Source organism: Dietzia sp. 179-F 9C3 NHS (assembly GCF_045369825.1).
GTDB lineage: Bacteria > Actinomycetota > Actinomycetes > Mycobacteriales > Mycobacteriaceae > Dietzia.
On the sequence record NZ_JBIQES010000003.1, the window covers coordinates 189,803 to 215,292 of the forward strand.

General features: G+C 71.5%; 25 protein-coding genes. 14 read left to right on the forward strand and 11 right to left on the reverse strand.

The window, feature by feature from the left end; all coding sequences use genetic code 11:
* The first annotated feature begins 12 nt into the window (after positions 1-12).
* From ACH0BZ_RS05465 to ACH0BZ_RS05485, 5 genes are read left to right on the forward strand one after another with little or no spacing between them, the layout of a single operon-like run.
* Positions 13-822, forward strand: a complete 810-nt coding sequence (locus tag ACH0BZ_RS05465) for an alpha/beta fold hydrolase (protein ID WP_406896964.1) — start codon at positions 13-15, stop codon at positions 820-822.
* Entirely contained in the window at positions 822-2,960 is a 2,139-nt protein-coding gene (locus ACH0BZ_RS05470) for an MMPL family transporter (RefSeq protein WP_406896965.1), read from the forward strand. Before ACH0BZ_RS05465 ends, ACH0BZ_RS05470 begins: the two co-directional genes overlap by 1 nt.
* Positions 2,957-3,652 (forward strand): lipocalin family protein, encoded by a 696-nt coding sequence (locus tag ACH0BZ_RS05475; RefSeq protein ID WP_406896966.1) that lies wholly within the window; start codon positions 2,957-2,959, stop codon positions 3,650-3,652. The genes ACH0BZ_RS05470 and ACH0BZ_RS05475 overlap by 4 nt, the downstream gene beginning before the upstream one ends.
* Positions 3,649-5,052, forward strand: coding sequence for a TIGR01777 family oxidoreductase (locus ACH0BZ_RS05480; RefSeq protein WP_406896967.1), 1,404 nt, complete (start codon positions 3,649-3,651; stop codon positions 5,050-5,052). Before ACH0BZ_RS05475 ends, ACH0BZ_RS05480 begins: the two co-directional genes overlap by 4 nt.
* A 17-nt stretch (positions 5,053-5,069) precedes the next feature.
* Positions 5,070-6,509 (forward strand): cryptochrome/photolyase family protein, encoded by a 1,440-nt coding sequence (locus ACH0BZ_RS05485; RefSeq protein ID WP_406896968.1) that lies wholly within the window; start codon positions 5,070-5,072, stop codon positions 6,507-6,509.
* A gap of 9 nt (positions 6,510-6,518) precedes the next feature.
* Here ACH0BZ_RS05485 and ACH0BZ_RS05490 read toward each other — a convergent pair whose 3' ends face one another.
* From ACH0BZ_RS05490 to ACH0BZ_RS05500, 3 genes are read right to left on the reverse strand one after another with little or no spacing between them, the layout of a single operon-like run.
* A complete protein-coding gene (locus ACH0BZ_RS05490) occupies positions 6,519-7,166 on the reverse strand; it encodes a helix-turn-helix domain-containing protein (RefSeq protein WP_406896969.1) in 648 nt (215 codons plus the stop codon).
* Positions 7,163-8,479, reverse strand: a complete 1,317-nt coding sequence (locus ACH0BZ_RS05495) for an SPFH domain-containing protein (RefSeq protein WP_406896970.1) — start codon at positions 8,477-8,479, stop codon at positions 7,163-7,165. The genes ACH0BZ_RS05490 and ACH0BZ_RS05495 overlap by 4 nt, the downstream gene beginning before the upstream one ends.
* Positions 8,480-8,514: 35 nt before the next feature.
* Positions 8,515-8,949: an NfeD family protein gene (locus ACH0BZ_RS05500; RefSeq protein WP_406896971.1), complete on the reverse strand. Its 435-nt coding sequence runs from the start codon at positions 8,947-8,949 to the stop codon at positions 8,515-8,517.
* A gap of 113 nt (positions 8,950-9,062) precedes the next feature.
* Between ACH0BZ_RS05500 and ACH0BZ_RS05505 the strand changes: the two genes are divergently transcribed.
* Positions 9,063-10,478 (forward strand): lipase family protein, encoded by a 1,416-nt coding sequence (locus tag ACH0BZ_RS05505; protein WP_406896972.1) that lies wholly within the window; start codon positions 9,063-9,065, stop codon positions 10,476-10,478.
* 39 nt (positions 10,479-10,517) lie between these two features.
* On the opposite strand, the gene ACH0BZ_RS05510 is transcribed toward ACH0BZ_RS05505, so the two are convergent.
* A complete protein-coding gene (locus ACH0BZ_RS05510) occupies positions 10,518-11,156 on the reverse strand; it encodes a cation transporter (RefSeq protein WP_406896973.1) in 639 nt (212 codons plus the stop codon).
* A gap of 61 nt (positions 11,157-11,217) precedes the next feature.
* Between ACH0BZ_RS05510 and ACH0BZ_RS05515 the strand changes: the two genes are divergently transcribed.
* The 4 genes from ACH0BZ_RS05515 (at position 11,218) to ACH0BZ_RS05530 (ending at position 14,723) form a co-directional block, all read left to right on the forward strand.
* Positions 11,218-12,108 (forward strand): cation diffusion facilitator family transporter, encoded by an 891-nt coding sequence (locus ACH0BZ_RS05515; protein ID WP_406896974.1) that lies wholly within the window; start codon positions 11,218-11,220, stop codon positions 12,106-12,108.
* A gap of 68 nt (positions 12,109-12,176) precedes the next feature.
* The gene (locus tag ACH0BZ_RS05520; RefSeq protein ID WP_406896975.1) at positions 12,177-13,781 is read left to right on the forward strand and encodes an AMP-binding protein; all 1,605 of its coding nucleotides are present in this window, start codon (positions 12,177-12,179) and stop codon (positions 13,779-13,781) included.
* 38 nt (positions 13,782-13,819) lie between these two features.
* Positions 13,820-14,149 carry a hypothetical protein gene (locus ACH0BZ_RS05525; RefSeq protein WP_406896976.1) on the forward strand — a complete coding sequence of 110 codons (330 nt, stop codon included), beginning with the start codon at positions 13,820-13,822 and terminating at the stop codon, positions 14,147-14,149.
* 148 nt (positions 14,150-14,297) lie between these two features.
* A complete protein-coding gene (locus ACH0BZ_RS05530) occupies positions 14,298-14,723 on the forward strand; it encodes a DUF4190 domain-containing protein (RefSeq protein WP_406896977.1) in 426 nt (141 codons plus the stop codon).
* A 44-nt stretch (positions 14,724-14,767) separates the two neighbouring features.
* On the opposite strand, the gene ACH0BZ_RS05535 is transcribed toward ACH0BZ_RS05530, so the two are convergent.
* The 5 genes from ACH0BZ_RS05535 to ACH0BZ_RS05555 are packed head-to-tail and all read right to left on the reverse strand — an operon-like array spanning position 14,768 to position 19,304.
* Entirely contained in the window at positions 14,768-15,655 is an 888-nt protein-coding gene (locus ACH0BZ_RS05535; protein ID WP_406896978.1) for an alpha/beta fold hydrolase, read from the reverse strand.
* 58 nt (positions 15,656-15,713) lie between these two features.
* Positions 15,714-16,715 (reverse strand): glycine betaine ABC transporter substrate-binding protein, encoded by a 1,002-nt coding sequence (locus ACH0BZ_RS05540; protein ID WP_406896979.1) that lies wholly within the window; start codon positions 16,713-16,715, stop codon positions 15,714-15,716.
* Positions 16,712-17,470 (reverse strand): ABC transporter permease, encoded by a 759-nt coding sequence (locus ACH0BZ_RS05545; RefSeq protein ID WP_406896980.1) that lies wholly within the window; start codon positions 17,468-17,470, stop codon positions 16,712-16,714. The genes ACH0BZ_RS05540 and ACH0BZ_RS05545 overlap by 4 nt, the downstream gene beginning before the upstream one ends.
* Positions 17,467-18,663 carry an ABC transporter ATP-binding protein gene (locus tag ACH0BZ_RS05550; protein WP_406896981.1) on the reverse strand — a complete coding sequence of 399 codons (1,197 nt, stop codon included), beginning with the start codon at positions 18,661-18,663 and terminating at the stop codon, positions 17,467-17,469. The genes ACH0BZ_RS05545 and ACH0BZ_RS05550 overlap by 4 nt, the downstream gene beginning before the upstream one ends.
* Positions 18,660-19,304, reverse strand: a complete 645-nt coding sequence (locus ACH0BZ_RS05555) for an ABC transporter permease (RefSeq protein WP_406896982.1) — start codon at positions 19,302-19,304, stop codon at positions 18,660-18,662. Before ACH0BZ_RS05555 ends, ACH0BZ_RS05550 begins: the two co-directional genes overlap by 4 nt.
* 95 nt (positions 19,305-19,399) lie before the next feature.
* Between ACH0BZ_RS05555 and ACH0BZ_RS05560 the strand changes: the two genes are divergently transcribed.
* The 3 genes from ACH0BZ_RS05560 (at position 19,400) to ACH0BZ_RS05570 (ending at position 22,512) form a co-directional block, all read left to right on the forward strand.
* Positions 19,400-20,251: an inositol monophosphatase family protein gene (locus ACH0BZ_RS05560; protein WP_406896983.1), complete on the forward strand. Its 852-nt coding sequence runs from the start codon at positions 19,400-19,402 to the stop codon at positions 20,249-20,251.
* A gap of 109 nt (positions 20,252-20,360) precedes the next feature.
* Positions 20,361-21,839, forward strand: coding sequence for an MFS transporter (locus ACH0BZ_RS05565; protein ID WP_406896984.1), 1,479 nt, complete (start codon positions 20,361-20,363; stop codon positions 21,837-21,839).
* Positions 21,832-22,512, forward strand: coding sequence for an alpha-ketoglutarate-dependent dioxygenase AlkB family protein (locus ACH0BZ_RS05570; RefSeq protein WP_406896985.1), 681 nt, complete (start codon positions 21,832-21,834; stop codon positions 22,510-22,512). The genes ACH0BZ_RS05565 and ACH0BZ_RS05570 overlap by 8 nt, the downstream gene beginning before the upstream one ends.
* An 11-nt stretch (positions 22,513-22,523) precedes the next feature.
* Here ACH0BZ_RS05570 and ACH0BZ_RS05575 read toward each other — a convergent pair whose 3' ends face one another.
* Positions 22,524-23,255, reverse strand: a complete 732-nt coding sequence (locus tag ACH0BZ_RS05575; protein WP_406896986.1) for a PIG-L deacetylase family protein — start codon at positions 23,253-23,255, stop codon at positions 22,524-22,526.
* Between the two features lie 22 nt (positions 23,256-23,277).
* Positions 23,278-24,153, reverse strand: a complete 876-nt coding sequence (locus tag ACH0BZ_RS05580) for a hypothetical protein (RefSeq protein ID WP_406896987.1) — start codon at positions 24,151-24,153, stop codon at positions 23,278-23,280.
* Positions 24,154-24,323: 170 nt separating this feature from the next.
* Between ACH0BZ_RS05580 and ACH0BZ_RS05585 the strand changes: the two genes are divergently transcribed.
* The gene (locus tag ACH0BZ_RS05585; protein ID WP_406896988.1) at positions 24,324-25,481 is read left to right on the forward strand and encodes an acyl-CoA dehydrogenase family protein; all 1,158 of its coding nucleotides are present in this window, start codon (positions 24,324-24,326) and stop codon (positions 25,479-25,481) included.
* The last annotated feature ends 9 nt before the right edge of the window (positions 25,482-25,490 follow it).

Below are 25,490 nucleotides of genomic sequence, written 5' to 3' on the forward strand. Positions count from 1 at the left end.
TACTGTGGTGACATGCCCACCTTCCAGCGCGGACACACCACGATCGCCTACACCGACACGGGCGCCCCCGCGGGCCGCGAGGACGCCCCTGTCGTGCTCTTCGCACACGGTCTGCTGTTCTCCGGCTGGATGTTCCAGCACCAGATCGCCGCGCTCCGTGAGCGCTTCCGCTGCGTGACCATCGACTTCCGCGGCCAGGGCGAGTCCCCGCGCGCGCTCGGGGGGTACGACATGGACACGCTCACCGTGGACGTGGCCGAACTGCTGCGCCACCTGCAGATCCCGGTTGTCAACTACGTGGGTCTGTCCATGGGCGGCTTCGTGGGCATGCGCCTGGCGGCCCGCAACCCCGAGAGCGTCCACACGCTCGCCCTGCTCGACACCGCGGCCACCGCCGAGGAACCCGCCAACCGCAGTAAGTACAAGACCCTCGCCAAGGTGTACCGTGTGGCCGGCATCAAGCCGCTGCGTTCGCGGGTCGCCCCGATCATGCTCGCGCAGCGCAACCTCGAGGCGCCGTGGGTCGACGAGTGGATGACGATGCTCGAGCGCACCGACCGCGCCGGCCTTGTCAAGGCGATCGAATCCGTGGCCGACCGTGACCCGTGCGAGGTCGAGGCCGGGCGGATCATCGCTCCGACCCTGGTCATGGTGGGCGCCGAGGATGCGGCCACCCCGCCCGAGAAAGCACGCCGCATCATCGACCTCATCCCGTCCGCGCGCCTCCACGAGATCCCCGGCGCCGGGCACTCGGCCACCATGGAGGCGCCCGAGGAGGTCAACGCCCTCCTCCTGCCCTTCCTCGAGGAGCACAACACCTGATGTCCAGGCCCTCCGGACCTGTCCGCATCCTCACGGGGAAGGTCTCGGCCTGGCTCACCCTGCTGGTCGTGCTGCTCTTCACCGGGGCCGTCATGGGCCTGAACTCGTCGGAGGGCTCCTCGGACGCCCCGTCGACTCTCCCGGACACCTCGGAGGCCGCCGAGGTCTCTCGCCTCCAACAGGAGTTCCCCGACTCGGGCACGGTCCCGGCCGTGCTCGTGGTGACCCGGGAGGACGGCGGAGCGTTGGGACCCGACGGTCTCGCCGCGGCGGCCGCCGCCGGGGGCCGGATAGCCGGGGTCGTGGGCTCGGCGCCCCAGGGGCCGATCCCGTCCGAGGACGGCGCCGCCGCGCTCGTGCTGGTGCCCGTGGACTCCGCGGTCCTCTCCCGCGAGGAGGGTCGCGACCTCGTCAAGGACATGCGCGCCGTCGCCTCCGAAGGCCTCGGTCCGGGCATGATGACGCAGCTCACCGGCGGTCCCGCCTTCGCCGCCGACACCGCCGCCGCCTTCGAGGGGGCCGACGTCCGCCTGCTCGCCGCCACGGCCGCCGTCGTGGCGATCCTGCTCGTCATCACCTACCGCTCGCCGGTCCTCTGGTTGGTACCGCTGCTCGTGGTGGCGCTCGCCGACCGGGTGGCCGCGCTGCTCGTCGAGCGCGCCGGTGAGCTCCTCGACGTCACCGTCGACGCGTCGACCTCCGGCATCGTCTCCGTCCTCGTGTTTGGCGCCGGCACCAATTACGCCCTGCTGCTCGTCTCCCGGTACCGCGAGGAGCTCCGCCGGACACCGGACCGTCGGCAGGCCCTACGCGACGCCTACCGCGGCGCCCTGCCCGCCATCCTGTCCAGCAACATCACCGTGGTGCTGGCGCTGCTCACACTCCTGCTCGCGGCGCTGCCCAACTACCGCTCCCTCGGCCTGTCCGCCGCGGTGGGGCTGCTCGTGGCGCTGGTCTACGCACTCGTGGCCCTGCCCGCCGCGCTCGCCGTGTGCGGACGCGGCCTGTTCTGGCCGTTCGTCCCGCGCCCCGGCGAGAGCAGGGCCACGGACGCGAGCACGGACGCGGAGGACGTGCCCGGGGTGTGGGGCCGCATCGCCCGCGCCGTCGCCGAGCGCCCCGTCCGCGTGCTCGTCTCGTGCGTCCTGCTGCTCGTGGTGCTGGCGTTCGGCCTGCTCGGTACCCGCGTGGGCCTGAGCCAGACCGAGCAGTTCCGCACCGCGTCCGAGTCCGCCACCGGCCTGGAGACCGCCGCCCGGCATTTCCCGGCCGGCGTCACCGACCCCGTCACCGTGCTCACGCGCACCGGCACCGAGGGCCCGGTCCTCGAGGCCGTCCGCGGCGTCGAGGGCGTGGTCCGGGCCCGGCCCGCGGGCGAGTCCGACACCGGCTGGTCGCGCGTCAGCGTGACCCTCGACGCCGCCCCCGCCACGGACCGCTCCGAGGAGAGCGTCACCTCCCTGCGCGAGGCCGTCCGCGAGGTCCCCGGGGCAGAAGCCAAAGTGGGCGGCTCGGTGGCCGAGGTCGTCGACACCACCGAGGGCAACCTCCACGACCTCCGGCTCATCGTCCCGTTGATCCTGCTCGTGGTGTTCGTCGTCCTCATCGTGGTGCTCCGCGCGCTCGTGGCCCCGGTGCTCGTCCTGCTCGCAACGATCCTGTCCTCGCTCGCGGCGCTCGGCATGGGCACGTTCGTCACCACCCGGATCCTCGACTTCCCGGGACTGGACGTCTCGGTGCCTCTGTTCAGTTTCCTGTTCCTCGTGGCGCTGGGCGTGGACTACTCGATCTTCCTCACCATCCGCGCCCGCGAGGAGGCGGCCACGCACCACACGCGCGAGGCGATGCTCCGCGCCGTGGCGCTCACCGGCGGCGTCATCACCTCGGCCGGCATCGTGCTGGCCTCGGTGTTCGTGGTGCTGGGCGTACTGCCGCTCATCGTGCTCACCCAGGTGGGCGTGATCGTCGCCCTGGGCGTTCTGCTCGACACCTTCGTCGTCCGCACGCTCGTCGTGCCGGCGCTGTTCACCCTCGTCGGGGACAGGGCATGGTGGCCCGCGCGGCTCGGCCACGCTCTCGACACCGGCCCCCGACCCGGAATCCACCGGAACGATAATCCCGAGGAGACCACCGCATGACCGCATCTCGCCGGACCACCGTCCGCTCCCTCGTCACCGTGCTCGCCGCGGCACCCCTGATCGCCGGGCTCGCCTCGGCGCCGGCCGCCGGCGGCCAGGACCTCACCGACGGCGGGCGCCTCGGCGGCGGCTCCTCCCAGCTCCTGCCCGAGGGCGTCGCGATCGGTTCGGTCGGTGGCCCCGAGCTCACTCAGGTGGACACCCTCGACCCCGCTCGCTACGCCGGAAAGTGGTACCAGGTCGCCGCGATTCCGCAGCCGTACACGCTGCAGTGCACCCACGGCACCACCGCGGAGTACGCCCTCACCTCGCCCACCACGATCTCGGTGCGCAACGCGTGCGGGTCGGCGATCAGCACCGACTCCGTGATCGAGGGGGAGGCGACGATCCGGGACACGGCGACCAACGCCTCGCTCCGGGTGAACTTCCCCGGCGTCCCTTTCCAGAATCCGAACGGTCCCGTCAACTACCGGATCACCTACCTCGCCGAGGACTACTCGCTGGCCGTGGTGGGGGACCCGACCCGCTCGTCGGGCTTCGTCCTGAGCCGGACGCCGGCCCTCACCGCCGAGCAGTGGTCGACCGTGCACCGTGTGGTCGAGCAGCGCGGCTGGTGGCCATGCGCCTTCCTCACCGTGCCGATGGACGGCGGACGCGGCGACGCGACCCCGGTGTGCCTGATGCCGCGATGAGCATCGAGTTGAGCTGCGCAGTCCGGGCCGACGCGGTCGAGGCCTGGCGGTACCTCGCCTCGCCCGGGGCGTTCCGCCGGCTCTCCCCGCCGTTCATGCCCCTGCGACCCGTGTCGGAAGCGGACTCGTTGCGCGACGGCCGCGCTGTCCTGGCCCCGCGCTCGGCGCTGCCCGGCCCGCTGGGAACGACGCTCGGTCCCCCCTGGGTCGCCCGGCACGAGCCGGACGGGTTCGTGGAGGGCGAGCGGTTCCGCGACCGCTGCGTCTCCCAGCCCTACGCCGCCCTCACCGGATGGGTACACGAGCACACCGTGGTCGACGGCCCCGGCGGCGCGGTGCTCGGCGACCGGGTGCGGGCGAGGGTGCCGGCTCGGATGCTGGAGCCGGTCTTCGCGTACCGCTACCGCCACATGGACGCCGACCTCGCGCGGCTGCGCGAGCTGGCCGGCCACGGCGGGGACGTGCCGCTCACGGTGGCGGTGACCGGGGCGTCAGGGCTCATCGGCACGGCGCTCACCGCTCTGCTCGGGGTGGCCGGCCACCGGGTGGTGCGGCTGGTGCGCGGCACCGCGGACGGCGTAGACGAGCGTCGGTGGGACCCGGACGCCCCCTCGCCGGACCTGCTCGACAGCGTAGACGTGCTCGTCCACCTGGCCGGCGCCCCGGTCGTCGGGCGGTTCACCGACGAGCACGTCGCCCGGGTCCGCGACAGCCGGGTCGATCCCACCCGTCGCCTGGCGGAGCTGGTGGCCGCCCGCGGCGGACGCACCACGCTGGTGTGCGCCTCGGCGATCGGCTACTACGGTCCGGACCGCGGCGACGAACCGCTCGACGAGCAGGCCGATGCGGGCGGTGGCGTGCTCGCCGGGATCGTCACCGATTGGGAGAACGCCTGCGCACCGGCTCGCGACACCGGGGCGCGGGTGGTCTCGATGCGCACCGGACTCGTGCTCTCCGGAGCGGGCGGGTTGCTGCCGCCGCTGGCCGCCGTCGTGCGCTCCGGACTGGGTGGCCGCATCGGTTCGGGGAGGCAGTGGATGTCGTGGATCTCGCTCGACGATCTCGCGGACCTCTACCTTCGCGCGGTCGTCGACCCGGACGTGGCGGGCCCGATCAACGCGGTCGCGCCCGGTCCGGTCCGCAATGACGAGTTCGTCGAGGCGCTCGGGTCGGTGCTGCGGCGACCCACACCGCTGCCGGTCCCCGGGTGGGCGCCGGGGGTGGCGCTCCGCCGGGACGGCGCACGCGAGACCGTGCTCGCCGATCAGCGGGTCGAGCCCGGGTGGGCAGTGTCCACCGGGCACCGGTTCCGCCATCTGGACCTGAGCAGCGCGTTCGCCGTCGAGCTCGGCAGGCAGTCCGTGCCCGGCCCCACCGAATTGCTCGGCGCCGGAGCGTGAGGCGAGGGGGCGTACGCATGAGCGAGCGGAGCAGCCGTCGGCCGTCGGTGCTGTGGGTACGCCGCGACCTGCGACTAGGCGATCATCCCGCGCTCGCGGTGGCAGCCACCACGGGCCCGGTGCTGCCGCTGTTCGTCGCAGATCCGGCGCTGTTGCGACGTGCCGGAGCACCCCGTCTGGCCGCGTTGCGCGGCGCGCTCGAGGCGCTGGACCGCGCGTTGGACGGGCGACTGTGTGTGGTTTCGGGTACCCCCACCACGGTGGTGCCGGCGGTGGCGCGGGCCGTCGATGCCGACACCGTCCACGTCTCCGAGGACTTCGCCCCCTACGGAGCGGCCCGCGATCGCCGAGTCGAACGGGCACTGGCGCAGGACGGCCGCGCGTTGGTGCGGACGGGGTCGCCCTACGCGGTCTCCCCGGGCCGTGTCCGCACCCGGCTGGGGGAGCCGTATAAGGTCTTCACCCCGTTTCGGCGGGCGTGGTACGAGCACGGCTGGCCCGCGCCGGCCCACGTGGACGCCGGTGTTGTGGGTTGGTGTCCGGCTCCGTCTGAACGGAACGCCACGCCGGTGCCCGTCGCCGAGGCGATCCCGGTCGAGGATCCGCACGCTCACCTGCGCGAGGGTGATCTCGGGCCCTTCGGTGAGGGCGCCGCCCTCGACCGGTGGGTGAGCTTTCGCGCCGAGCGGCTGGCCGGGTATGCCGCGGACCGTGACCGCCCCGACCTCGACGCCACCTCCCGCCTGGGCGTGGATCTCAAGTTCGGCACGATCCACCCTCGCACCCTGCTCGCCGACCTCGCCTCCCTCGGGGCCACCGATTCCCTGCCGGAGGACCTGGCGTCCGGGCGCGACGCCTTCGCCTCCGAGTTGGCGTGGCGCGAGTTCTATGCCGACGTCCTGCACCATCGCCCACGTTCGGCTCGCGAGGAGGTGGACCTGCGCTTCGCCGGGGTGGCGTGGGCGACCGGCGCCGAGGCGGAGGCGGACTTCGAGGCATGGAAGGCCGGGCGTACCGGGTACCCGATCGTCGACGCCGGGATGCGGCAACTCCTCGCCGAGGGATGGATGCACAACCGGCTACGTATGATCACCGCGTCCTTCCTCACCAAGGACCTGCACGTGGACTGGCGCCGTGGCGCCGCGCACTTCCTCGACCATCTCGTTGACGGTGATCTGGCCTCCAACCAGCACGGATGGCAGTGGACGGCAGGTACGGGTACCGATGCCGCCCCGTACTTCCGGGTGTTCAACCCCGTCGCCCAGGGGCGACGCTTCGACCCGGAGGGTGACTACGTGCGCCGCTGGGTTCCCGAGCTCCGCGGGGTAGCCGGTCCAAAGGTCCATGAACCGCGGACCGACGGTGAGGGTGGCTACCCGGCGCCTCTCGTCGACCACGCACAGGAGCGGCGCGTGGCCATAGCCCGCTACGAGGCCGCGCGCGATGCCGCGACCTAGCGGCCGCGGTCAGCGCTGCAGGATCATCGGCACGAGGGCGCGCCGGGCCAGTGCCCGTATCTGCTCCTCGGACTCCACAACCGGTGGCCCGTCCGGCATCACCACGAGTGAGTGGAGAAAGCGGCCGACCACGGCGCCGATCTCTCTGGACAGCCGCTGCACCTCGTCGTCCCCTATCGGCCGCGTGTGCACGTCGGCGTCCCACGTGTTGCGGAGGAACTCGGCGACGAGCTCGGTGATCGCGCCGAGCACCGAGTCCGACTGCGTGGCGAGCATGGCCATGGCCTCGGCGCGGTCCATCTCGACGAGGCGGCGCAACAGTTCGCTGTCGCGGATGTCGAACACCGTCCCCACGAGCAGGTCCTCGACGTGCCGGACGGCGTCCCACTCGAGGGACTCGAAGGGGATGAAGCGGTCGTTGAGCGACATCATGAGCCGCTGCGTCTCGTGCGCGTACATCGCGCGCAGCACCTCGTCGCGCGTGCCCAGCCGGCGGTACAGGGTCACGCGGGTGACGCCGGCGGCCTTGGCGATGTCGTCGGTGCTCGTGCCCTTGATGCCCCGCGAGGCGAACACCGCGGCCGCCGTCTCGATGAGGCGGATGTCCTCGGCGTCGAACTCCCGACCGGCGGTGGTCGCCTCGCTGGCGTCACTCACGGCCGGTGGTGCTGCCCGTACTCGTCGGCCTCCCGATGCGTGGGGTACGCGTCCGCCGGGCCCGGGGCCGGGCCGGAGGGCAGGCCCTGCGGCGGGCCGCCGAGGGCGTCCCTCTGGTCGTGCCCGGCGCCGGCGGTGTCGGGGGCCGCGCCGCCCTCGGACTCGGGGACCATGTCGAACACGTCCGGCTTGGGCTTGGGCCGGCGGCGCCCCTCGTCCTCCGTCGTCGACGACCCGGCCCCGCGGGCGGCGGCCTCGGCGGCGGCCACGGACTGCGCGATCTCGGGGTCGGTCGAGGTGTCGAACCAGCTCTCGGGCGCCGAGGGCAGCTCGGCGTCGTCGGCGTCACCGCTCGGCTCGTAGCGGAACACGCCCTCCTCGTCCTTCTTGGCCATCGCCTTGGCGAACGTCTCCAGCGAGTCGCCGAACTGCGAGGGGATCATCCACATCGTGGCGGCGTCGCCCTTGGCCATCTCCGGCAGGTTCTGCACGTACTGGTAGGCGAGCATCTCCGGCGTGGGCTTGGAGGACTTGACCGCGGCGTTGACGCGGGCGATCGCGGCGGCCTGGCCCTCGGCGACGAGGTAACGGGCGGCCCGCTCACCCTGGGCGCGGAGCATCCGCGACTGGCGCTCGGCCTCGGCGGAGAGGATCGAGGCCTGCTTGTTGCCCTCGGCGTCGAGGATCGCGGCCTGCTTGGCGCCCTGCGCGGTGGTGATGGCGGCCTCGCGCTGGCCCTCGGCGGTGAGGATGATGGCCCGCTTCTCGCGGTCGGCCTTCATCTGCTTCTCCATCGACTCCTGGATCGAGGGCGGCGGGTCGATCGAGCGCAATTCGACCCGGGCCACGCGCAGGCCCCAGCGGCCGGTCTCGGAGTCGAGTACGCCGCGCAGCTGCTTGTTGATCATGTCGCGGCTCGTCAGCGTCTGCTCCAGCGTGAGCCCGCCGACGACGTTGCGCAGCGTCGTGGTGGCCAGCTGCTCCACGGCCACGATGTAGTTGTTGATCTCGTAGACCGCCGACTTGGGGTCGGTGACCTGGAAGTAGACGACCGTGTCGATGCTCAGCGTGAGGTTGTCCTCGGTGATCATCGACTGCGGCGGGAAGGTCACGACGCGCTCGCGGAGGTCCACCTTGGCGCGGACGCGGTCGATGAACGGGATGATCAGTGTGAGCTGGCCGCTCACGGTGCGCTGGTAGCGGCCGAGCCGCTCGATGACGGCCGCCTCGGCCTGGGGGATGAGCTTCACCGAGCTCACCACCACCGAGACGATCAAGACGACGAGGAAGGCGAGGAAGATCAAGCCACCCATGGTTCTCCTAGCGGTTCGGTCGTTCTGGCGGTCTGCTAGACGCCGCGCACGACGATCGCCGTGGCGCCTTCGATCTGGTGCACGAGGACCTTCTCTCCGGCGGCGAACGTGTCGCCGTCGAGCAGCGGTCGCGCTGTCCAGGTGTCGCCGCCGATCTCCACCAGGCCCCCGCCGGGGCCGACGGCCTCGACGACGGTACCCCCGCGGCCGGTGAGCGCAGCCGTGTTGGTGTCGTGCTCCGGGAGCGCGGAGAGTATGCGGCGGCGGACCACCGGGCGGACGCCCACGACGAGGATGATCGAGACCAGAGCGAACGCCAGCGCCTGCCCCCACACCGGGGCGCCGAGGAAGGCCGCCGCGGAGCCGCCCAACGCGCCGCCGGCGAGCATGAGGAGGAAGAGTTCTCCACTCACGGACTCGCCGGCCGCGAGCAGTACCGCCGCGCCCAGCCAGATCAGCCCTACGTGCATGCCTCCGACAGTACCGATTTCGGGCGCCCCGCAGTGGCTCACCTCACCGCGGACCGTGCGGGAGTCCGCGGGCGGCAGGCGTCCGGGTTCTCAGCGGTTGTTAAGCTCGCGCCATGCGCAACCCCGGCCGGGCGACCGGCATTCTCGCCCTGGCGCTCGCCGTCTCGGTCGCCGGGACCGGCGTTCCCGCGGCGACGGCCGCCCCCACCGTCCTGCCGCACGAGATCTTCTCGCCGCCCGTGGTGGACTCCGTGCTCGACGGCCGGCTCGCCACGCCGGAGGAGTGGTTCCCGACCCCGCCGCAGGAGGACCCGTTCTACGCGGACCCCGAGGTGGGCCCGGACATGCCCGCCGGAACGCTGCTGCGCTCGCGCAGGGTGCAGCCGCAGAACGTGCTCATCCGCTTCGGCGGTCTCGACGCCTGGCAGGTTCTCTACGCCAGTACCGGGCTCGACGGCGGGTCCCGCGTGGTGAGCGGCATCGTGCTGGTCCCGCACGCCTTCGGGGAGCACGGCGAGAAGCGCGTGGTGAGCTACCTCGAGGCCAATGACAACCTCGCCCCCGGGTGCGGGCCCAGCTACCGCTGGGTGGGCGGGAACACCGCCGACCTCGCGCAGGTCTCCCTGGGGCCGATCCCACAGATGCTCGCCCGCGGCTGGGCCGTGGCCATGACCGACTTCGGAAACAACGGAGCACCCGGCGTGCACCCCTTCTCGGTGGGCGCGCTCTCCGGCCCGGCCGCGCTGGACATCCTCCGCGCGATCGAGCAGGTGCCCGACGCCCCGATCGAGCCGGACCTGCCGGCCGCGATATTCGGGCTGGCGGGCGGCGGCGTCGCCGGCACCACGGCCGCCGAGATGGCGGGCTCCTACGCCCCCGAGCGGCGGATCGTGGGCTCGGTCCTCCAGGGCATGGTCGTGGACTCGACGAGCTTCGAACACTTCGCCGGCGGCGAGCTCGCCGCCGGCTTCGTGGTGGCCAACGCCCTGGGCTATGCCGCCGCGTACCCCGAGATCGACCTCGACTCCCGGCTCACGCCGCTCGGCCGGCAGGTGGCCGATGTGTTCCACACCAGCTGCCAGCTCGTCTACGGGCTCACCCCGGGGCTACCACTGCAGGCGGTGTTCGCCGGCGGCCTGCCCAGCGACGACCCGGCCTTCCGTCGCCGCTACGACGAGGGGCGACTGGGTAAGCAGACCCCCAACGCGCCTGTGTACCTCAGCTCGTGCCCCACCGACTGCCTCGTGCCGTATTCCGACGTGCTGTGGCTGGCCGACCGGTACGCCGAGGGCGGGGCGAGCGTGACGATCGACCCCACCGAGTGTGGCTTCCAGGACTTCGTCCGCGACGCCTGGCGCGCGAGCACCGAGCTGGTGGGGATCCAGGGCGTGCCGTGGCTCGAGCAGCGTTTCGACGCCGCCGCGTGGGGCGACGCTGGCGTGCCGGGGATCCACCGAGTGATCGAGCAGACCGACGGCGGCGCGGCTGCGGGCAGCCGGGCGGCCGGCGTGGGCAGCGAGGGCTCGTAGCGGCGGGCGGGTGGCCGCGGGCGGGCGGCGGCCGACCTCCTAGTCGTCGTCCTCCGGGTCCTCGCCGGCGAGAGCGCGCGCGGCGAGGGTCTCGGACTCCGCGACCTCCCACACTTCCTTGGCGGCGGCCAGGTTGAGCAGGATGATCACCACGCCCAGGACGATGTCCGGCCAGCCGCTCATCGTCCACGCGGTGACGCCGGCCATGGCGATGATGACGACGTTGATGATGACGTCGTTGCGCGCGGCGAGGAACGCGGCGGTGGTCATGGAGCCGCCGTGGGACCGGATCCGCGCGAGGATGAGCGCGCAGGTGAGGTTGACGACGGCGGCGCCGCCGGCCGTGATCGCGAGCAGTGGCACGTCGGGCGGGGACGGGTCGCCGGCCTTGACGAAGGCCTGCCACGCGGCCGCCACGGCGGGCGCGCAGATGATCACCGCCATGATCTTCCCGGCCGTCGCCCGCTTGGCCAGGGGGAGCCCGAGCGCCAGCGCGATGATGACGTTGACGGCGGTGTCCTCGAGGAAGTCCACCGAGTCGGCGAGCAGCGCCACCGAGCCGATCGCCAGCGCGACCGACACCTCGACGAAGAAGTAGGCCAGGTTGAGCGCGGCCACCACGAGCACGATCGTGCGCAGCTTCGCGGGCGTGGTGACGGGGGCGCCGACGTCGGTCATGGAGCAGACGCTAGCCGAGCGCCGAGGGGCGGATCTCGGAGGTGGGGCCTAGGCTTACCGCGTGTCCGTGCTCAAGAAGTTCGCGTGGCTGTCCGTCGCGACGGCCGTCGTCACCATCGCCCTCAAGGTGGGCGCGTGGTGGGTGACCGGCTCGGTCGGTCTCCTCTCGGACGCCGCGGAGTCCGTCGTCAACCTCGTGGCGGCGGTCATCGCGCTCATCGCCATCACCGTGGCCGAGCGGCCGGCGGACGACGACCACCAGTACGGCCACTCCAAGGCCGAGTACTTCTCGGCCGGGGCCGAGGGGGCGATGATCCTGGTGGCCGCGGCGTTCATCGTCTATACGGCCGTCGAGCGCATCATCAACCCGCGGCCCCTGGAGTCCCTCGGTCTGGGTCTGCTCATCTCGGTGGTGGCGGCCGTGATCAACGCCGTGGTGGGGCTCATCCTGGTGCGGGCCGGCGCCCGACACCGCTCGCGCACGCTCGAGGCGGACGGCAAGCACCTGCTCACCGACGTCGTGACCTCGATCGGCGTGGTGGTGGGCGTGGCCCTGGTCTGGCTCACCGGCTGGGAGGTGCTCGACCCCGTCGTCGCGATCCTGGTGGGCCTCAACATCCTCTACGTGGGCTACCGACTGGTCCACGTCTCCGGGATGGGGCTCATGGACGCCACGCTGCCCGACGAGGACAACCGGGCGATCGAGGAGGTGCTCGCACGGCACCGCGTGCCCGGCGAGGTGGACTTCCACGAGCTGCGCACCCGGGAGTCGGGACGGTGGCGGTTCGTCGAGTTCCACGCGCTCGTCCCCGGTGAGTGGAGTGTGGACCGCGGCCACGACCTCGTGGAACTGGTCGAGCAGGAGATCCACGACGCGCTTCCCCACAGTCACATCACGTCCCACCTCGAACCGATCGAGGACGAGCGCGCGTACAACGACGTACACCTGTAGGGCACCGGCCAGTGAGCCGCGTCACATAGACTGCGGTCGTCCCTCGTTCTCACCCTCGGAGGCCCCACATGCCGTTCACCAGCCCCCTACCCGACGTCGAGATCCCGGCGAAGAGCGTGTACGACTTCCTCTTCGGCGACATCGCCGAGGCCGACCTCGACAGGCTGGCCTTTGTCGATAGCCGCGACGGCTCCGAGACCACCTACCGTTCGCTCATCGAGCAGATCGACCTGGTCGCCGGCGCGCTGCGACACCGCGGGATCGAGCAGGGCGACGTGGTGGCGCTGCACTGCCCCAACGTCCCGGCGTTCGGCGCCGTCTTCCACGGCATTCTGCGCTCGGGCGCCATCGCCACCACCGTCAACTCGCTGTTCACCGGCGACGAGATCGCCAAGCAGCTCCGCGACTCCGGGGCGAAGATGCTCGTCACGGTCTCGCCGCTCATGGAGGCGGCCAAGGCCGGTGCGGCCCGCGTGGGGCTCGACGACGCCCACGTCGTCGTCCTCGACGGCGCCGAGGGGCACCCCAACCTCCTCGACCTCTTCGCCGACGGCGCCGCGCCGCCGGAGGTCGACTTCGACCCGGCCACGCACCTCGCCGTCCTGCCCTACTCCTCCGGTACCACGGGCAACCCCAAGGGGGTCATGCTCACGCACCGCAACCTCGTGGCCAACGTGTGCCAGACGCGGCCCATGATCGACGTGCGCCACGATGACCGCCTGCTCGCGGTCCTGCCGTTCTTCCACATCTACGGTATGACCGTCCTGCTGAACGCCGCGCTCTACAACCGCGGGTGCCTGGTGACGATGCCGCGGTTCGACCTCCAGGATTTCCTCCGCACGGTCTCCGAGTTCCGCTGCACCTACGTGTTCATCGCACCCCCCGTCGCGGTGGCACTGGCCAAGCACCCGATGGTCGACGAGTACGACCTGTCCAGCGTTACCACCATCTTCTCCGGCGCTGCCGCGCTGGACGCCGAGCTCGGCAACGCGGTCGCCGCGCGTCTGGGCTGCCACGTCAAGCAGGGCTTCGGCATGAGCGAGATGAGCCCGGTGAGCCACGCTCACCGCCCCGACGTCGCGGCCCCCCTGGACTCCGTGGGGGTCACCCTGCCCAACATGACGTGCAAAATCGTCGAGCCCGGAACCTCTGACGAGGTGGCGTACCCGGCGGCCGGAGAGGTCGACGACGAGGGTGGCGTCGCGCTCAGCGAGCCCGGCGAGCTCTGGTGCGCCGGCCCCAACGTCATGGTGGGGTACCTGAACAACGAGCAGGCCACCCGCGATTCGCTCGATGACGAGGGCTACCTGCACACCGGCGACATCGCGCGCGTGGACGCGGACGGCAACGTCTACATCGTGGATCGGCTCAAGGAGCTCATCAAGTACAAGGGCTACCAGGTGCCGCCGGCCGAGCTGGAGGCGCTGCTGCTCACCAACCCGCAGATCGCCGACGCGGCGGTGGTGGGGGTGCGCGACGCCGACGGCGAGGAGGTGCCCAAGGCGTTCGTCGTGCGGCAACAGGGCGCGGAACTGGACGAGCAGGGCGTCATGGACTTCGTCGCCGAGCGCGTGGCCCCGTACAAGAAGGTCCGTGCCGTGCAGTTCATCGACGAGGTGCCCAAGTCGGCCGCGGGCAAGATCCTGCGCAAGGACCTGCGCGCCGGCGCCTGAGCCGACGCCGGAGCCCGCCGTCCGCCTAGGATCAGGGCATGGTGTTCCGATCCAGGGGTGAGTCCGTTCGGCGCGGCGGCGGGGCCTCCGGAGGTATGGACCTGGGCACCCGGGCACTCGTGCTCGGGTCCTGCGCGCTGGCCGGTTCGTGGATCCCGCTGCTCAACATCGTGGCGTTTGTCGCCGCCCTCATGGCGATCGGCTTCGGGGCGCTCGCCAAGTGGCCCACGGGCTGGATCACCAACGAGGAGCCCGACCCGCGGCGCGCGGTGTGGGGGATAGCGCTGGGAGGCCTCGCGGTCGCCGTGTTCGCGGTGACCGCCTACCTCTACTCGCGTGGTGGCGGGGGCGGGTTGGCGATACCGTAGCGGTGACGTCCCGCTGTTCCAGCGGGTGCGTAGTGGCCCGCGAGCTGGAACTCTGGCGGTCGATCGCGCGTCCCCGCGCGGTCGAAGAATCCACGTTCCCCACAACGGAGGCGAGATGAACCGCAGGAACGACCCCCACAATCTCCCCATGGACGACGGCCGCGGCGCCTACGCTGGCGAGCCGGCGGTGCGGCGGAAGGGCGGCGCCGGGTTGGGCATCGCGGCGCTGCTGCTCGGCCTCCTGGCCCTCGCTGTGTCCTGGATCCCGGTCCTCGGCGTCGCCGGCATCGTCCTGGGCCTCATCGCCATCATCGTGGGCCTCGTCGCCCGCGGCCGCTCCAAGCGGATCAACGGCTCGGGCCGGGGTTCGGGTGTGGCCGGCGCGATCCTGGGCCTGCTCGCCGTGATCATCGGCGGACTCATCACGTTCGGCATCGCCTCGCTGGTCCAGAACACCGACGCCGGCCAGTGTCTACAGGACGCCGGGACCGACCAGGCCAAGATCGAGCAGTGTCTCCAGGAGTACGGGGACGAGGCGCGCGACCGCCTGGACGAAGCCACGACGAACAACTGACCGGCCCTTGGCGGCCCGGCCCCCTCACCGCCGGCCCGCCGGGCTCACCCGGCGTTGGACACCACCCAGCCGATGGCGGTGCGCATACGCCGGGCGAACGTGCCCGGGTGCGTGGCGCACACTGCGTGACCGGCGGTGATGGGGAACACCGCGCTGTGCGGCAGCAGGTCGGCCATCTCGTCCTGGATCCAGCGCGGGAACGCCACGTCGCGCATCGTCTTGATGATCGCCACCGGCAGGTCGAGCTGATACAGCCACTCGGTGGAGTTGAACTTGGCGACCTCGCCGATCACAGTGCGGTGGGTGGTAAACGAGACGGAGGAGAGCTCCCGCATCGCCCAGCGGTGGGCGTTGAGCGGGTCGTCGTCCTCCTCCAACTCCTCCGCGAACTCCATGGGCACCGTGTTGAGCAGCGGGCTCGTGCGCAGGAATCCACCCATGGTGAGCTTCTCCAGGGCGTTGCGCTCGGCGCCGGTGCCGGTGGCCGCCAGGACGAGCCCCCCGAGCCGGGACGGGTCGCGGCGGGCCGCGAGCTGCGAGATGAGACCGCCCATCGAGTAGCCGCCGAGGACCGGCTTCTCGAGCTCGAGGTGGTCGATGACGCGCAGGACGTCGTCGGTCAGGGTGTCGAACCCGAAGTCACCCTTGAAGCCCTTGCCGTGCCAGCGCTGGTCAAAGGAGATGAGACGGTACTCACCCCGCAGGCGCTGGAAGGTCTGGTACCAGTTGAGCATCCCGGTGGCGGCCATTCCGTGAAGCAACACGACCGGGGTGAGGTGCTCCTCGCCGGTGTCGTACAGCCGGGTCCGCACGTCGTCGGTGAGGGTGACGAACCTGCCCTTGGGGAGCTGGGACAGGTCGGGGGCCATCTTGGGCAGCCGCGCGGCCGCGCGGGGGAGCCCGCTCACCACCGCGAACGGATTCCTGGGCATGCATACCTCCTGGGGTGCCTGCGTCCGATTGTCCTCCACGGCCGGCTCCGGCGCAGAATCACCCCGTGCTGACGAGCCGGCGCTCCACGAGGAAATCCCTCGCGACCTGCGCGGGGTCCTCTCCGTCCACGTCGACGCGCATGTTGAGGTCCACCATGACCTCGTTGGTGAGCACGTCCTCGAGCGGGGCCAGGACCTCCTCGATCTCCGGGTGCTTGTCCAGGACCTCGCCGCGGATCACCGTGGCGAGGTTGTAGACGGGGAAGAAGCGCTTGTCGTCCTCGAGCACCACCAGATCGAGCCCCTTGACCCGGCCGTCGGTGACGTACACCTCGCCGAACGTGCACTCCCGGCCCACCGCGGTCGCCTGGTAGATGATGCCCGGTTGCATGATCGGGACCGGGACCGTCTGCGCGTCGAAGCCGTAGGTGTCCGCGAGGCCGGGCCAGCCGTCGCGGCGCACGGAGAACTCGGTCTCCATGCAGGTCACGGCAGCGGACGGGTCAGACCGGACGAGGTCGGCGTAGTCCGAGAGCGTCCGTACCCCGGTCCGCTCGGCGGCCTCGCGGTTGAGCGCGAAGGAGTAGGTGTTGTCCACGGTGGTGGGCGGCATCCAGCGGATGTCGTTCTCCTCGAGATCGGCATCACGGACCGCCTCCCACTGGCCCTGCGGGTCGCGGATGGGTTCCTCCTGGCCCATGTAGCTCATCCAGGCGGTGCCCGTGTACTCCATACCGATGTCCACCTGCCCGGTGATCATCGCCTGCCGGAAGCTGTTGGACCCGGCCAGCGACGACATGTCGGAGACGTCCATCCCGGCGGCGGCGAGGAGGAACTCCACTAAGTAGCTGGCCAGGACGCCCTCGGTGAAGTCCTTGCCGCCCACCGCGATGCGCACGCCCTCGAGCTCGGCCACGGTCCCGTCCGGTCCGGGGCCCACCGGCAGCGGGACGGACCCGCCGTCGCTGAGCCCGCAGCCCGTGGCCACGAGCACCGTGGCCAGTCCGGCGGCGAGGGACCGGGTCAGCGCCCGGAGGGGGCGGCGTCGCGTGGCGGTCATCGGAGCCCCCTGGGGTTGAAGAGCCGCTCGCCTACGCCGCCGAGCCAGTCGACGAACAACGCGAGGCACACGGCGAGGACGGAGCCCACCACGAGGGTGCGGTGGTCCTGGAGGCGGTAGCCGGTGTCGATGAAGATCCCCAGGCCGCCGGCATCCACGAGGAAGCTCAGGGTGGCCGTCCCCACCGCCAGCACGAGGGTGGTGCGCAGGCCGGCGAGGATGAACGGCACGGCCAGCGGCAGCTCCACCGAGCGCAGGACCCTCCTCGCCGTCATCCCCTGGCCCCGGGCCGCCTCGAGCAGGGCGGGGTCCACGTTCCGGATCCCGACGATGGTGTTGCGCAGCACCGGCAGCAGCGCGTACGCCGCCACGGGCAGGACCCCGATCCAGAACCCGGTGCGGTTGGTGGCCAGGAAGAGCAGCACGATGAGCCCGATGGCCGGGGCCGCCTGACCGATGTTGGCGATCCCGATCGCAACGGGGGCGAAAAAGCCCATGCGGGGGCGGGTGAGCAGGATCCCCAGTGGCACGCCGATCGCCACCACGATGAGCGTCACCGCGATCGTGATCTGGATGTGCTCGAGGATCCGCTGCGAGATCGACGCGGCGTTGAGGGAGGCCTGCTGCGTCTCGCTGAGGTCCCCGGTGAGCGCCCACCACAGCACGGCCGCGCCCACGACCAGCACGAGCACCGGCTGCACGAACAGCCGGATCTTCTCCGCGCGCGACTCGGTGGAGGCGGTGGCGGTGCTCACGCCGGCCCCGAACCCTGCTCGGCCCCGGCGTGGTGGTGCTTGATCCGGCGGAGCTCGTCCACGAGGTCGTCGATGCTGATCGTTCCGCGGTACGCGCCGGAGGAGTCCACGACGACCGTGGTGGCGCTGGCGGTGGAGAGCAGGCCGTCGAGCGCCTCCTGGAGCGTCGAGTCCACGGTCACGTGGCCGCCCACCGGCTGGCCGCCCGACCGCAGGTCCGGCATCGACTCCACGCGGTCGCCGCGCACCCAGCGGGCCGGGCGGCCGGCGTCGTCGAGCACCACGCCCCACTCGTCGGGGCTCGCGCGGAGCCGGCCGGCGAATGCGTGCGGCGACTCGGACTCCCTCGCCGTGGGCGCCTCGCCCAGCGCCACGTCGCCGACGGTGCGGAGGGTGAGCGTCTTGAGCGCGGCGTCGTCGCCGATGAAGCCCGCGACCGTGTCGTCGGCCGGGTGGGAGAGGATCGACTCCGGGGTGTCGAACTGCAGAACCGACGAGCCGGGGCCGAGCACGGCGATCCGGTCACCGATCTTGACCGCCTCGTTGAAGTCGTGGGTGACAAAGACGATGGTCTTGTGCAGATCGTCCTGCAGCCGGATGAGTTCGTCCTGGAGCGCGGCCCGCGTGATGGGGTCCACCGCGCCGAACGGCTCGTCCATGAGCAGGACCGGCGGGTCGGCGGCGAGCGCCCGGGCCACGCCGACGCGCTGTTGCTGGCCGCCGGAGAGCTGGGCCGGGTAGCGGTCGCGGAAGTCCGCCGGGTCCAGGCCGACGAGCGTCAGCATCTCGTCCACGCGCTCGGCGATCCGGCGCTTCTTCCACTTGAGCAGCTTCGGGACGGTTGCGATGTTCTGGGCCACGGTCATGTGCGGGAACAGGCCGGAGGCCTGGATGGCGTAGCCGATCTCGCGGCGGAGGGCGTCAGGGTCCAGCTCCCGGTTGTCGCGACCGTCGATCGTGATGGTGCCGGAGGTGGGCTCGATGAGCCGGTTGATCATCCGCATGGTGGTGGTCTTGCCGCAGCCCGACGGGCCCACGAACACGGTGGTCCGCCCGGCGGGCAGTTCGAGGGAGACGCGGTCCACGGCCGGCGTGTCCTGGCCGGGGAAGATCTTGGTGACCTCGTCGAGGACGATCGGCACTCCGGAGACACCGGCATCGGCGTTTCGGGTCGGCGCGGCGGGTTCGGTCACTGGATCCCCCTGGCAGTGAGGCGTCCGAGTAGGACGAGGAGCCCGTCGAGGACGAGCGCGAGGACGACGATGAGGACGGTGGCGGTGAGGGCCATGGGTACCGCGGTGGGCGTACCCACTCGGGACAGGCCCGCAAAGATGAGGTTGCCCAGGCCCGGGCCCTTGGCGTAGGCGGCGATCGCGAGGATGCCCATGGACATCTGCGTGGAGACCCGGATGCCGGCGAGGATCGACGGCCACGCCAGCGGCAGCTCCACCCGCCCGAGGACACCCATCCGGCTCATCCCCACGCCGCGGGCGGCGTCCACCGTGGCGGCCGGCACCGCGTCGAGCCCGACGATGGTGTTGCGCAGGATCGGCAGCACCGCGTAGATCACGAGAGCCACCATGGTCGGCAACACTCCCAGCCCGAGGACCGGGATGAGCAGGCCGAGTAGTGCGAAGGACGGCACCGTGAGGGCCGTCGAGGCCAGGCCCGTGGCCACGGCGGAGCCCGCCCGGCTGCGGTACACCGCCACACCGACCAGCAGCGAGAGCGCCGTGGCCAGGAGCACGGCCTGGACCGTGGCACTCACGTGCTGCCACGAGTCCACCGCGAGCTGGGTGCGACGCGTGGAGAGGAAGTCGAGGAGGGCGTTCACGGCATGGGGCCTCCCGTCCGGATCGGTTGTCCCCCACGCTAGTGCGCGGGCCCGACCAGTACCCGCTACTTCGACATCTGTGGTGCACTGTGGGCATGAACCAGCGGTATGCGCACCCCCTCGAGGACGAGGCCCTCGAGCACCTCGACGAGCTCCTGGCCGCCTCGGGCCGCATCGCCCTCCGGCACTTCCACGGCGACCTGGAGTCAATGGGAGCCGCCGACAAGAGCGGTGGGCGCGACTACGACCCCGTGACCGAGGCGGACCGGTCGATCGAGGCGCTGCTGCGCGCGGGGATCTCCGCGATGTCGCCGGGTGACCGCGTGGTGGGGGAGGAGAACGGCGCCTCCGGGCCCGACGACGCCCGGCGCACCTGGTACCTCGACCCGATCGACGGCACCAAGGCGTTCCTCACCGGCATGACGGGCTGGGGCACGCTCGTCGGAGTGGTCGAGGACGGCCGCGCCGTCGCGGGCTTCATGGACCAGCCGGTTCTGGGTGAGACCTTCGGCGCCGTGCACGGCCGCGCCGTCGTGCGACGCCGCCCCGATTCCACGAGCCCCGACGGGCCATCCCTTGTCGAACTACGTACCTCCGGCTGCCGGGAGCTGTCCGAGGCGATCATGTACACCACCCACCCGTCGATGTTCGGCGAGTCCGGCGAGACCCGCGAGAGATACGACGACCTCGGTCGACGCGTCCGCCTCCAACGCTTCGGCGGGGACTGCTACGCGTACTGCATGGTGGCCGCGGGACGGGTCGACCTCGTCGTCGAAGCCGACCTCAAGCCCTACGACATCGTGGCCCTCATCCCCATCGTCGAGGCCGCCGGCGGTGTGGTCACCGGACCCGACGGCGAGCAGCCCCTCGGGGGCGGCACCGTGGTGGCCGCGGCGACCCCCGAGCTCGCCGAGCAGGCGTGGGCGGTGCTGCGCGGAGAAGGCTGACCAGGGGTAAAACCACGTCGTGGCGCGATCGTCACACGGATCGGATGCGGACCGGGGACGAGCGGGTTAGAACCGATTCATGGGCGACAGGGCGAAACACGAACGGTCAATGAAGACCATCGAGACCAAGGTGCCAGCGCGGATGGACCGGCTCCCCTGGGCCGGGATCCACTGGAAGGTGATCATCGGCCTCGGCACGGTGTGGATCCTCGACGGCCTCGAGGTCACGCTCATCGGCTCCCTCGCCGCGCGGCTCGTCGAGCCGGGCTCGGGTCTGCCCATCACCGAGGGGCAGATCGGCCTGGCGGCCTCGATCTACATACTCGGTGCGGTGCTCGGCGCCCTGTTCTTCGGGCGACTCACCGACAAGTGGGGTCGCAAGAAGCTCTTCATCATCACCCTTGTCGTGTACTGCCTCGCGACGCTGGCCACGGCATTCTCCGTGGCGCCGTGGATGTTCTTCGTCTGCCGGTTCTTCACCGGCGCAGGTATCGGGGGCGAGTACGCGGCCATCAACTCGGCGGTCGATGAGCTCATCCCCGCTTCGTACCGCGGCCGCGTCGACATCCTCATCAACGGCACCTATTGGCTGGGTGCGGCGTTCGGTTCGTTCTACTCGCTGTTCTTCCTCAACACGGCGATGTTCAGCGAGAACATGGGGTGGCGGTACGCGCTGGGCGTGGGCGCCGCCCTGGGAGTGGTGATCATCTTCGTTCGCCGCCACGTCCCGGAGAGCCCGCGGTGGCTGTTCATCCACGGCCGGGAGGACCAAGCGGAGAAGATCGTCGGCGAGATCGAGGAGTCGGTCGAGGAGGAGAAGGACGAACCCCTCGAGCGGGTCCCGGACGACGAAGCGCTCACCATCCACCAGCGCGAGTCCATCACCCTCACCGAGATCGCCAAGACGGCGTTCGGGAAGTATCCCAAGCGCGCGATCCTCGGGCTGGCTCTGTTCGTCGGCCAGGCGTTCCTCTACAACGGCATCACCTTCAACCTCGGCACGCTCTACCAGAACTTCTACGGCGTCTCCTCGGACAGTGCCCCGCTGCTCCTGGCGCTGTTCGCGGGCGTGAACTTCGCCGGTGCACTGATCCTGGGGCCGCTGTTCGACAAGGTCGGGCGCAAGAAGATGATCTCCGGCACCTACCTCGGTTCCGCGCTGGCCACCGTGCCCCTGTACGTCGTCTTTATGTCCGAGGCGGGCGGGCTGTGGGGCTTCGTTGCCCTGCTCTCGCTGACGTTCTTCATCGCGACCGCCGGCGCCTCGGCCGCCTACCTCACGGTGAGCGAGATCTTCCCCATGGAGACGCGCGCCCTGGCGATCGCGTTCTTCTACGCGATCGGCACGGGACTCGGTGGAGTCATCGGCCCGTTCCTGTTCGGCAACTTCGTCGAGAGCGGTGAGCGCGGTCTCGTCGGCCTGGGCTTCCTCATCGCCGCCGGCATCATGGCGATCGGCGGTATCGCCGAGATCGTCCTCGGCGTGGACGCGGAGGGGCAGTCGCTCGAGGACGTCGCCGCGCCCATCACCTCGCAGGACCCGGCCGGCGGCGGCGATTCCGGGGTCGCACAATCGAAGAGTGGCTGACGCGCTCTTCCCGCTCGACCGCCCGCCCGCGGTCCTCGGGTCCGGCGCCGTCCACCTGCCGGGCTGGATGGGGCGCGACCAGCAGGAGTACCTCCTCCGCGCGTGCGCCGGCTGGGCCGCCGATCGCGCCCCACGCACCGTCGTGCTGCCGGGCGGGGGCCGGATGTCGGTGCGTACGTTCAGCCTGGGGCGGGGGTGGACGCCCTACCGGTACGACGACGACGAGGTCGTTCCGCCTCTACCGGTGTGGCTGCTCCGGGCGGCCCGGTCCGCGCTCGCCGCGGCGGCCGGCGTCTGCCCGGAGGTCCTGTCCGGCGGCGTCGACCCCACCGCCTACACCCCCGACGCCGCCCTGGTGAACCTCTACGGCCGTGGGTCCACGATGGGGCTGCACCAGGATCGCGACGAGGCCAGCGACGCCCCCGTGGTCTCGTTGAGCCTGGGCGACGCCTGCACCTTCCGCTTCGGCACCCCCGAGCACCGAGGTCGCCCCTACAGGGACGTCCGGCTGGAGTCGGGCGACCTCGTGGTGTTCGGCGGGCCATCCCGGCTCGCGTTCCACGGCGTGCCCAAGGTGTTCGACGGTACGGCGCCGTCCTGGTGCGCCGACGTCCTGGGCGCCCCGCCCGGGCGGGTCAACCTCACGCTGCGGCGGACCCGGCCCGACGACTGACGCCGGCCGGGTCAGGGGCGCATTCGCCGGAAGCCCACGACGGGGCGGCCGTCGGCCAGGCCCTCGCGGGGAGCGCAGACGTTCTCCACCTGGGTCCGGGCCTGGTCGCGCACGGGCGTGTCGGGGTCGAGGACCGAGAGGTACTCGAAGTGCTCGGCCAACGCGTCGACGGCGGTCTCGACGAACCCGTCCACCACCACGTAGTGCGTGGGGTCGGGGGTGGACTCGAACCAGAACAGCGGCCGGGCCTCCCCGGACTCCACGCCGGCGGCCGCGGCGAGGTCGTCGAACACGGTGCCCACGGCGGCGCCGAACTCCATGTGGTCGCTCTGATTGGGGGCGCCGGGCGCCCACTCGGGGCCGGAGTAGAGCGAGACCACCACGTCGGGACGGTGGCGGCGGATCGCGTCGGCCACGGCGTCGCGCAGGTCGGGGCCGTCGACGATCCGGCTGTCCGGGAAGCCGAGGAACTCGACCTCGGTCACCCCCACTATCGCCGACGAGCGGCGCTGCTCCTCCTCGCGGACCGGCCCGGCGACCTCGGGGGCCATGCCCTCGATACCGGCCTCGCCGCTGGAGGCCAGGACGTACACCACGTGCCGGCCCTCGGCGGTCCAGCGGGCCACGGCGGCGGACATGCCGTACTCGGGGTCGTCCGGGTGCGCCACCAGGACGAGGCAGCGGGTCCAGTCGGTGGGGAACGGCTCGGGCGCGGGGGTGGTCTCGGATCCGGATGCGGTCATGGCACGAGTATGACCGGCGCGGTCAGGACGGCGACCGGATTCCGGCCGTGGCGAGCGCCTGCGCGATCGGCTCCGGCAGGGGCGGCGGGGTCGGCGCGGGGAGGTGGACCGGCAGGTGGTCGGCGACCTCGCGGGGGACCTCGATCCCGGCGGGCAGGGGCACCTCGGCGCTGCCGGTGACGAGCATCGGCTGCGCGGGCACGTCGACGAGGGCGCCGGCGAGATCGGCGTTCTGGTCGGCGGGCGTGCCGTAGGTGATCGCCGCGATCGAGAAGTCGCGGCCGAAGGAGGCGGACGCCACCACGCTCGGTCCGTGGTCGCTCCAGCCCCACTTGGTGCCCTCGACGCCGGACAGCCGGGAGGTGCCCCAGTTCTGGGGGGTGCCGTCGGCGGCCATGGGCTCGGCGGTCCGCATCCAGTGCAAGAGCGGCGACCCCGGGTCGTGCTCGCGCTTGGCGTCGAGGAACCGCGTGAGGTCGGCGGCCGAGGTCCGGGACGTCCCCCAGGTCGGGCCGGGCCGGGTCGCGGTGAGCCCGTAGTGGGCGGCGGGCGAGGAGACGGTGACAGGCCCGTATTTGTTCCACAGTTCCTGCGCGGCGGCGTCGTCGCTGGCCCGGATCATGCGCTCGCACAACCACCGGTCGTGCGCGGAGCCGTCGCCCCGGGTGAGCACCCAGTCGGCCATGAGGAGCTTGACCTCGGACAGCGCCGGGCGGGACTCGTGGCGGTTGCCGGTGCCCACCTCGCCGATCGGCGTGGACAGGGAGATCGAGGTGCGGGCGGGGGCCGTGACGCCGCCGGGTCCGGGGGCGGGGGCGGCCGCGGCCAGGGCGGGCGGCCCGAGGAGGAGGACCGCGGCCGCCGCGGTGGCGGCGGGCAGGGTGCGGGTGAGGTGCATGGTGTGGTTTTTTCGCCGGGTGGATGAGAGTCGAGAGAACTTTAACCGCCCGTACCCCGACCCGAGTGGGGTTTCCCGGTGCGAGCCCGGCCGCGATCGCGGACTCCTTCGCGGGTGCGGTCGTAGGCTGACGGCAGTCCTCGTCGTCGTCGACCCCCAGGAGGCCCCTCGTGTCCGCACTCTTCCCCGACTACCGTCCCACCTGGGAGTCCGACGACCACCGGCTGCTCCGCGAGCACGCGCGGGCGTTCTTCGCCAAGGAGATGACGCCCAACCAGGCAAGGTGGGCCCAGCAGAAGTTCGTGGACCGCGAGACCTGGCGGCGCACCGGAGAGGCCGGCCTGCTGCTGCTCGACGTGCCGGAGGAGTACGGCGGGCAGGGCGGCGACGCGGCCATGGAGTACCTCGTCACCGAGGAGCTCATCTACAGCCTCGACACGGCGTTCGGGATGGGCGTCGGCTCCACCATCACGCCGCACTACGTGATGAACTACGGCAGCGAGGAGCAGAAGAAGGCGTGGCTGCCCAAGATTGCCTCGGGCGAGTGGATCGCTGCGATCGCCATGACCGAGCCCGGCGCCGGCTCGGACCTGCAGGGCGTGCGCACCACCGCCAGGCGTGACGGCGACGAGTACGTGATCAACGGCTCCAAGACCTTCATCTCCAACGGCGGCTCGGCCGACTTCGTGGTGGTGGTGGCCAAGACCGACCCCGAGGCCGGGCACAGGGGGATGAGCCTGTTCGCCGTCACCGCCGACACCCCCGGCTTCGAGCGCGGCCGCGTGCTGGAGAAGATCGGCCGCCACGGCGCGGACACCGCCGAGCTGTTCTTCAACGACATGCGCGTGCCGGCCGCCAACCTGCTCGGCGGCGAGGAGGGGCAGGGCTTCTACCAGCTCATGAACCAGCTGCCGCGCGAGCGCCTGGCGATCGCCGTGGACGCGGTGTCCATGGCCGAGGCCGCGGTGCTGCAGACGATCGACTACGTCAAGGAGCGCGGCGCCTTTGGCAAGACCATCTTTGACTTCCAGAACACCAAGCACGAGCTCGCGTACTGCAAGACCGAGGTCTACACGGCCAAGGTGTTCGTGGACCACTGCGTGCAGCTCGACGTGGACGGCCGGCTCGACGCGACCACGGCCTCGATGGCCAAGCTCAAGGCCACCGAGATGCTCGACGACGTGGTGGACCGCTGCCTGCAACTCTTCGGCGGCTACGGCTACATGATGGAGTACCCCATCGCGCAGATGTACGCCGCGGCCCGCGTCATGCGGATCTACGGTGGCACCAACGAGATCATGAAGGAGCTCATCGCCCGCTCCCTCTGACGGGAGCAT

Bases quoted from the DNA above. Each gene is read 5' to 3' on its own strand.
- ACH0BZ_RS05470 (WP_406896965.1), top strand. From the start codon at position 822: ATGTCCAGGCCCTCCGGACCTGTCCGCATCCTCACGGGGAAGGTCTCG.
- ACH0BZ_RS05500 (WP_406896971.1), bottom strand. From the start codon at position 8,949: ATGCACGTAGGGCTGATCTGGCTGGGCGCGGCGGTACTGCTCGCGGCC.
- ACH0BZ_RS05565 (WP_406896984.1), top strand. From the start codon at position 20,361: ATGAAGACCATCGAGACCAAGGTGCCAGCGCGGATGGACCGGCTCCCC.
- ACH0BZ_RS05540 (WP_406896979.1), bottom strand. From the start codon at position 16,715: ATGACCGCCACGCGACGCCGCCCCCTCCGGGCGCTGACCCGGTCCCTC.
- ACH0BZ_RS05535 (WP_406896978.1), bottom strand. From the start codon at position 15,655: ATGCCCAGGAATCCGTTCGCGGTGGTGAGCGGGCTCCCCCGCGCGGCC.
- ACH0BZ_RS05560 (WP_406896983.1), top strand. From the start codon at position 19,400: ATGAACCAGCGGTATGCGCACCCCCTCGAGGACGAGGCCCTCGAGCAC.
- ACH0BZ_RS05530 (WP_406896977.1), top strand. From the start codon at position 14,298: ATGGACGACGGCCGCGGCGCCTACGCTGGCGAGCCGGCGGTGCGGCGG.
- ACH0BZ_RS05495 (WP_406896970.1), bottom strand. From the start codon at position 8,479: ATGGGTGGCTTGATCTTCCTCGCCTTCCTCGTCGTCTTGATCGTCTCG.
- ACH0BZ_RS05575 (WP_406896986.1), bottom strand. From the start codon at position 23,255: ATGACCGCATCCGGATCCGAGACCACCCCCGCGCCCGAGCCGTTCCCC.
- ACH0BZ_RS05525 (WP_406896976.1), top strand. From the start codon at position 13,820: ATGGTGTTCCGATCCAGGGGTGAGTCCGTTCGGCGCGGCGGCGGGGCC.
- ACH0BZ_RS05520 (WP_406896975.1), top strand. From the start codon at position 12,177: ATGCCGTTCACCAGCCCCCTACCCGACGTCGAGATCCCGGCGAAGAGC.
- ACH0BZ_RS05465 (WP_406896964.1), top strand. From the start codon at position 13: ATGCCCACCTTCCAGCGCGGACACACCACGATCGCCTACACCGACACG.
- ACH0BZ_RS05580 (WP_406896987.1), bottom strand. From the start codon at position 24,153: ATGCACCTCACCCGCACCCTGCCCGCCGCCACCGCGGCGGCCGCGGTC.
- ACH0BZ_RS05505 (WP_406896972.1), top strand. From the start codon at position 9,063: ATGCGCAACCCCGGCCGGGCGACCGGCATTCTCGCCCTGGCGCTCGCC.
- ACH0BZ_RS05485 (WP_406896968.1), top strand. From the start codon at position 5,070: ATGAGCGAGCGGAGCAGCCGTCGGCCGTCGGTGCTGTGGGTACGCCGC.
- ACH0BZ_RS05480 (WP_406896967.1), top strand. From the start codon at position 3,649: ATGAGCATCGAGTTGAGCTGCGCAGTCCGGGCCGACGCGGTCGAGGCC.
- ACH0BZ_RS05510 (WP_406896973.1), bottom strand. From the start codon at position 11,156: ATGACCGACGTCGGCGCCCCCGTCACCACGCCCGCGAAGCTGCGCACG.
- ACH0BZ_RS05475 (WP_406896966.1), top strand. From the start codon at position 2,957: ATGACCGCATCTCGCCGGACCACCGTCCGCTCCCTCGTCACCGTGCTC.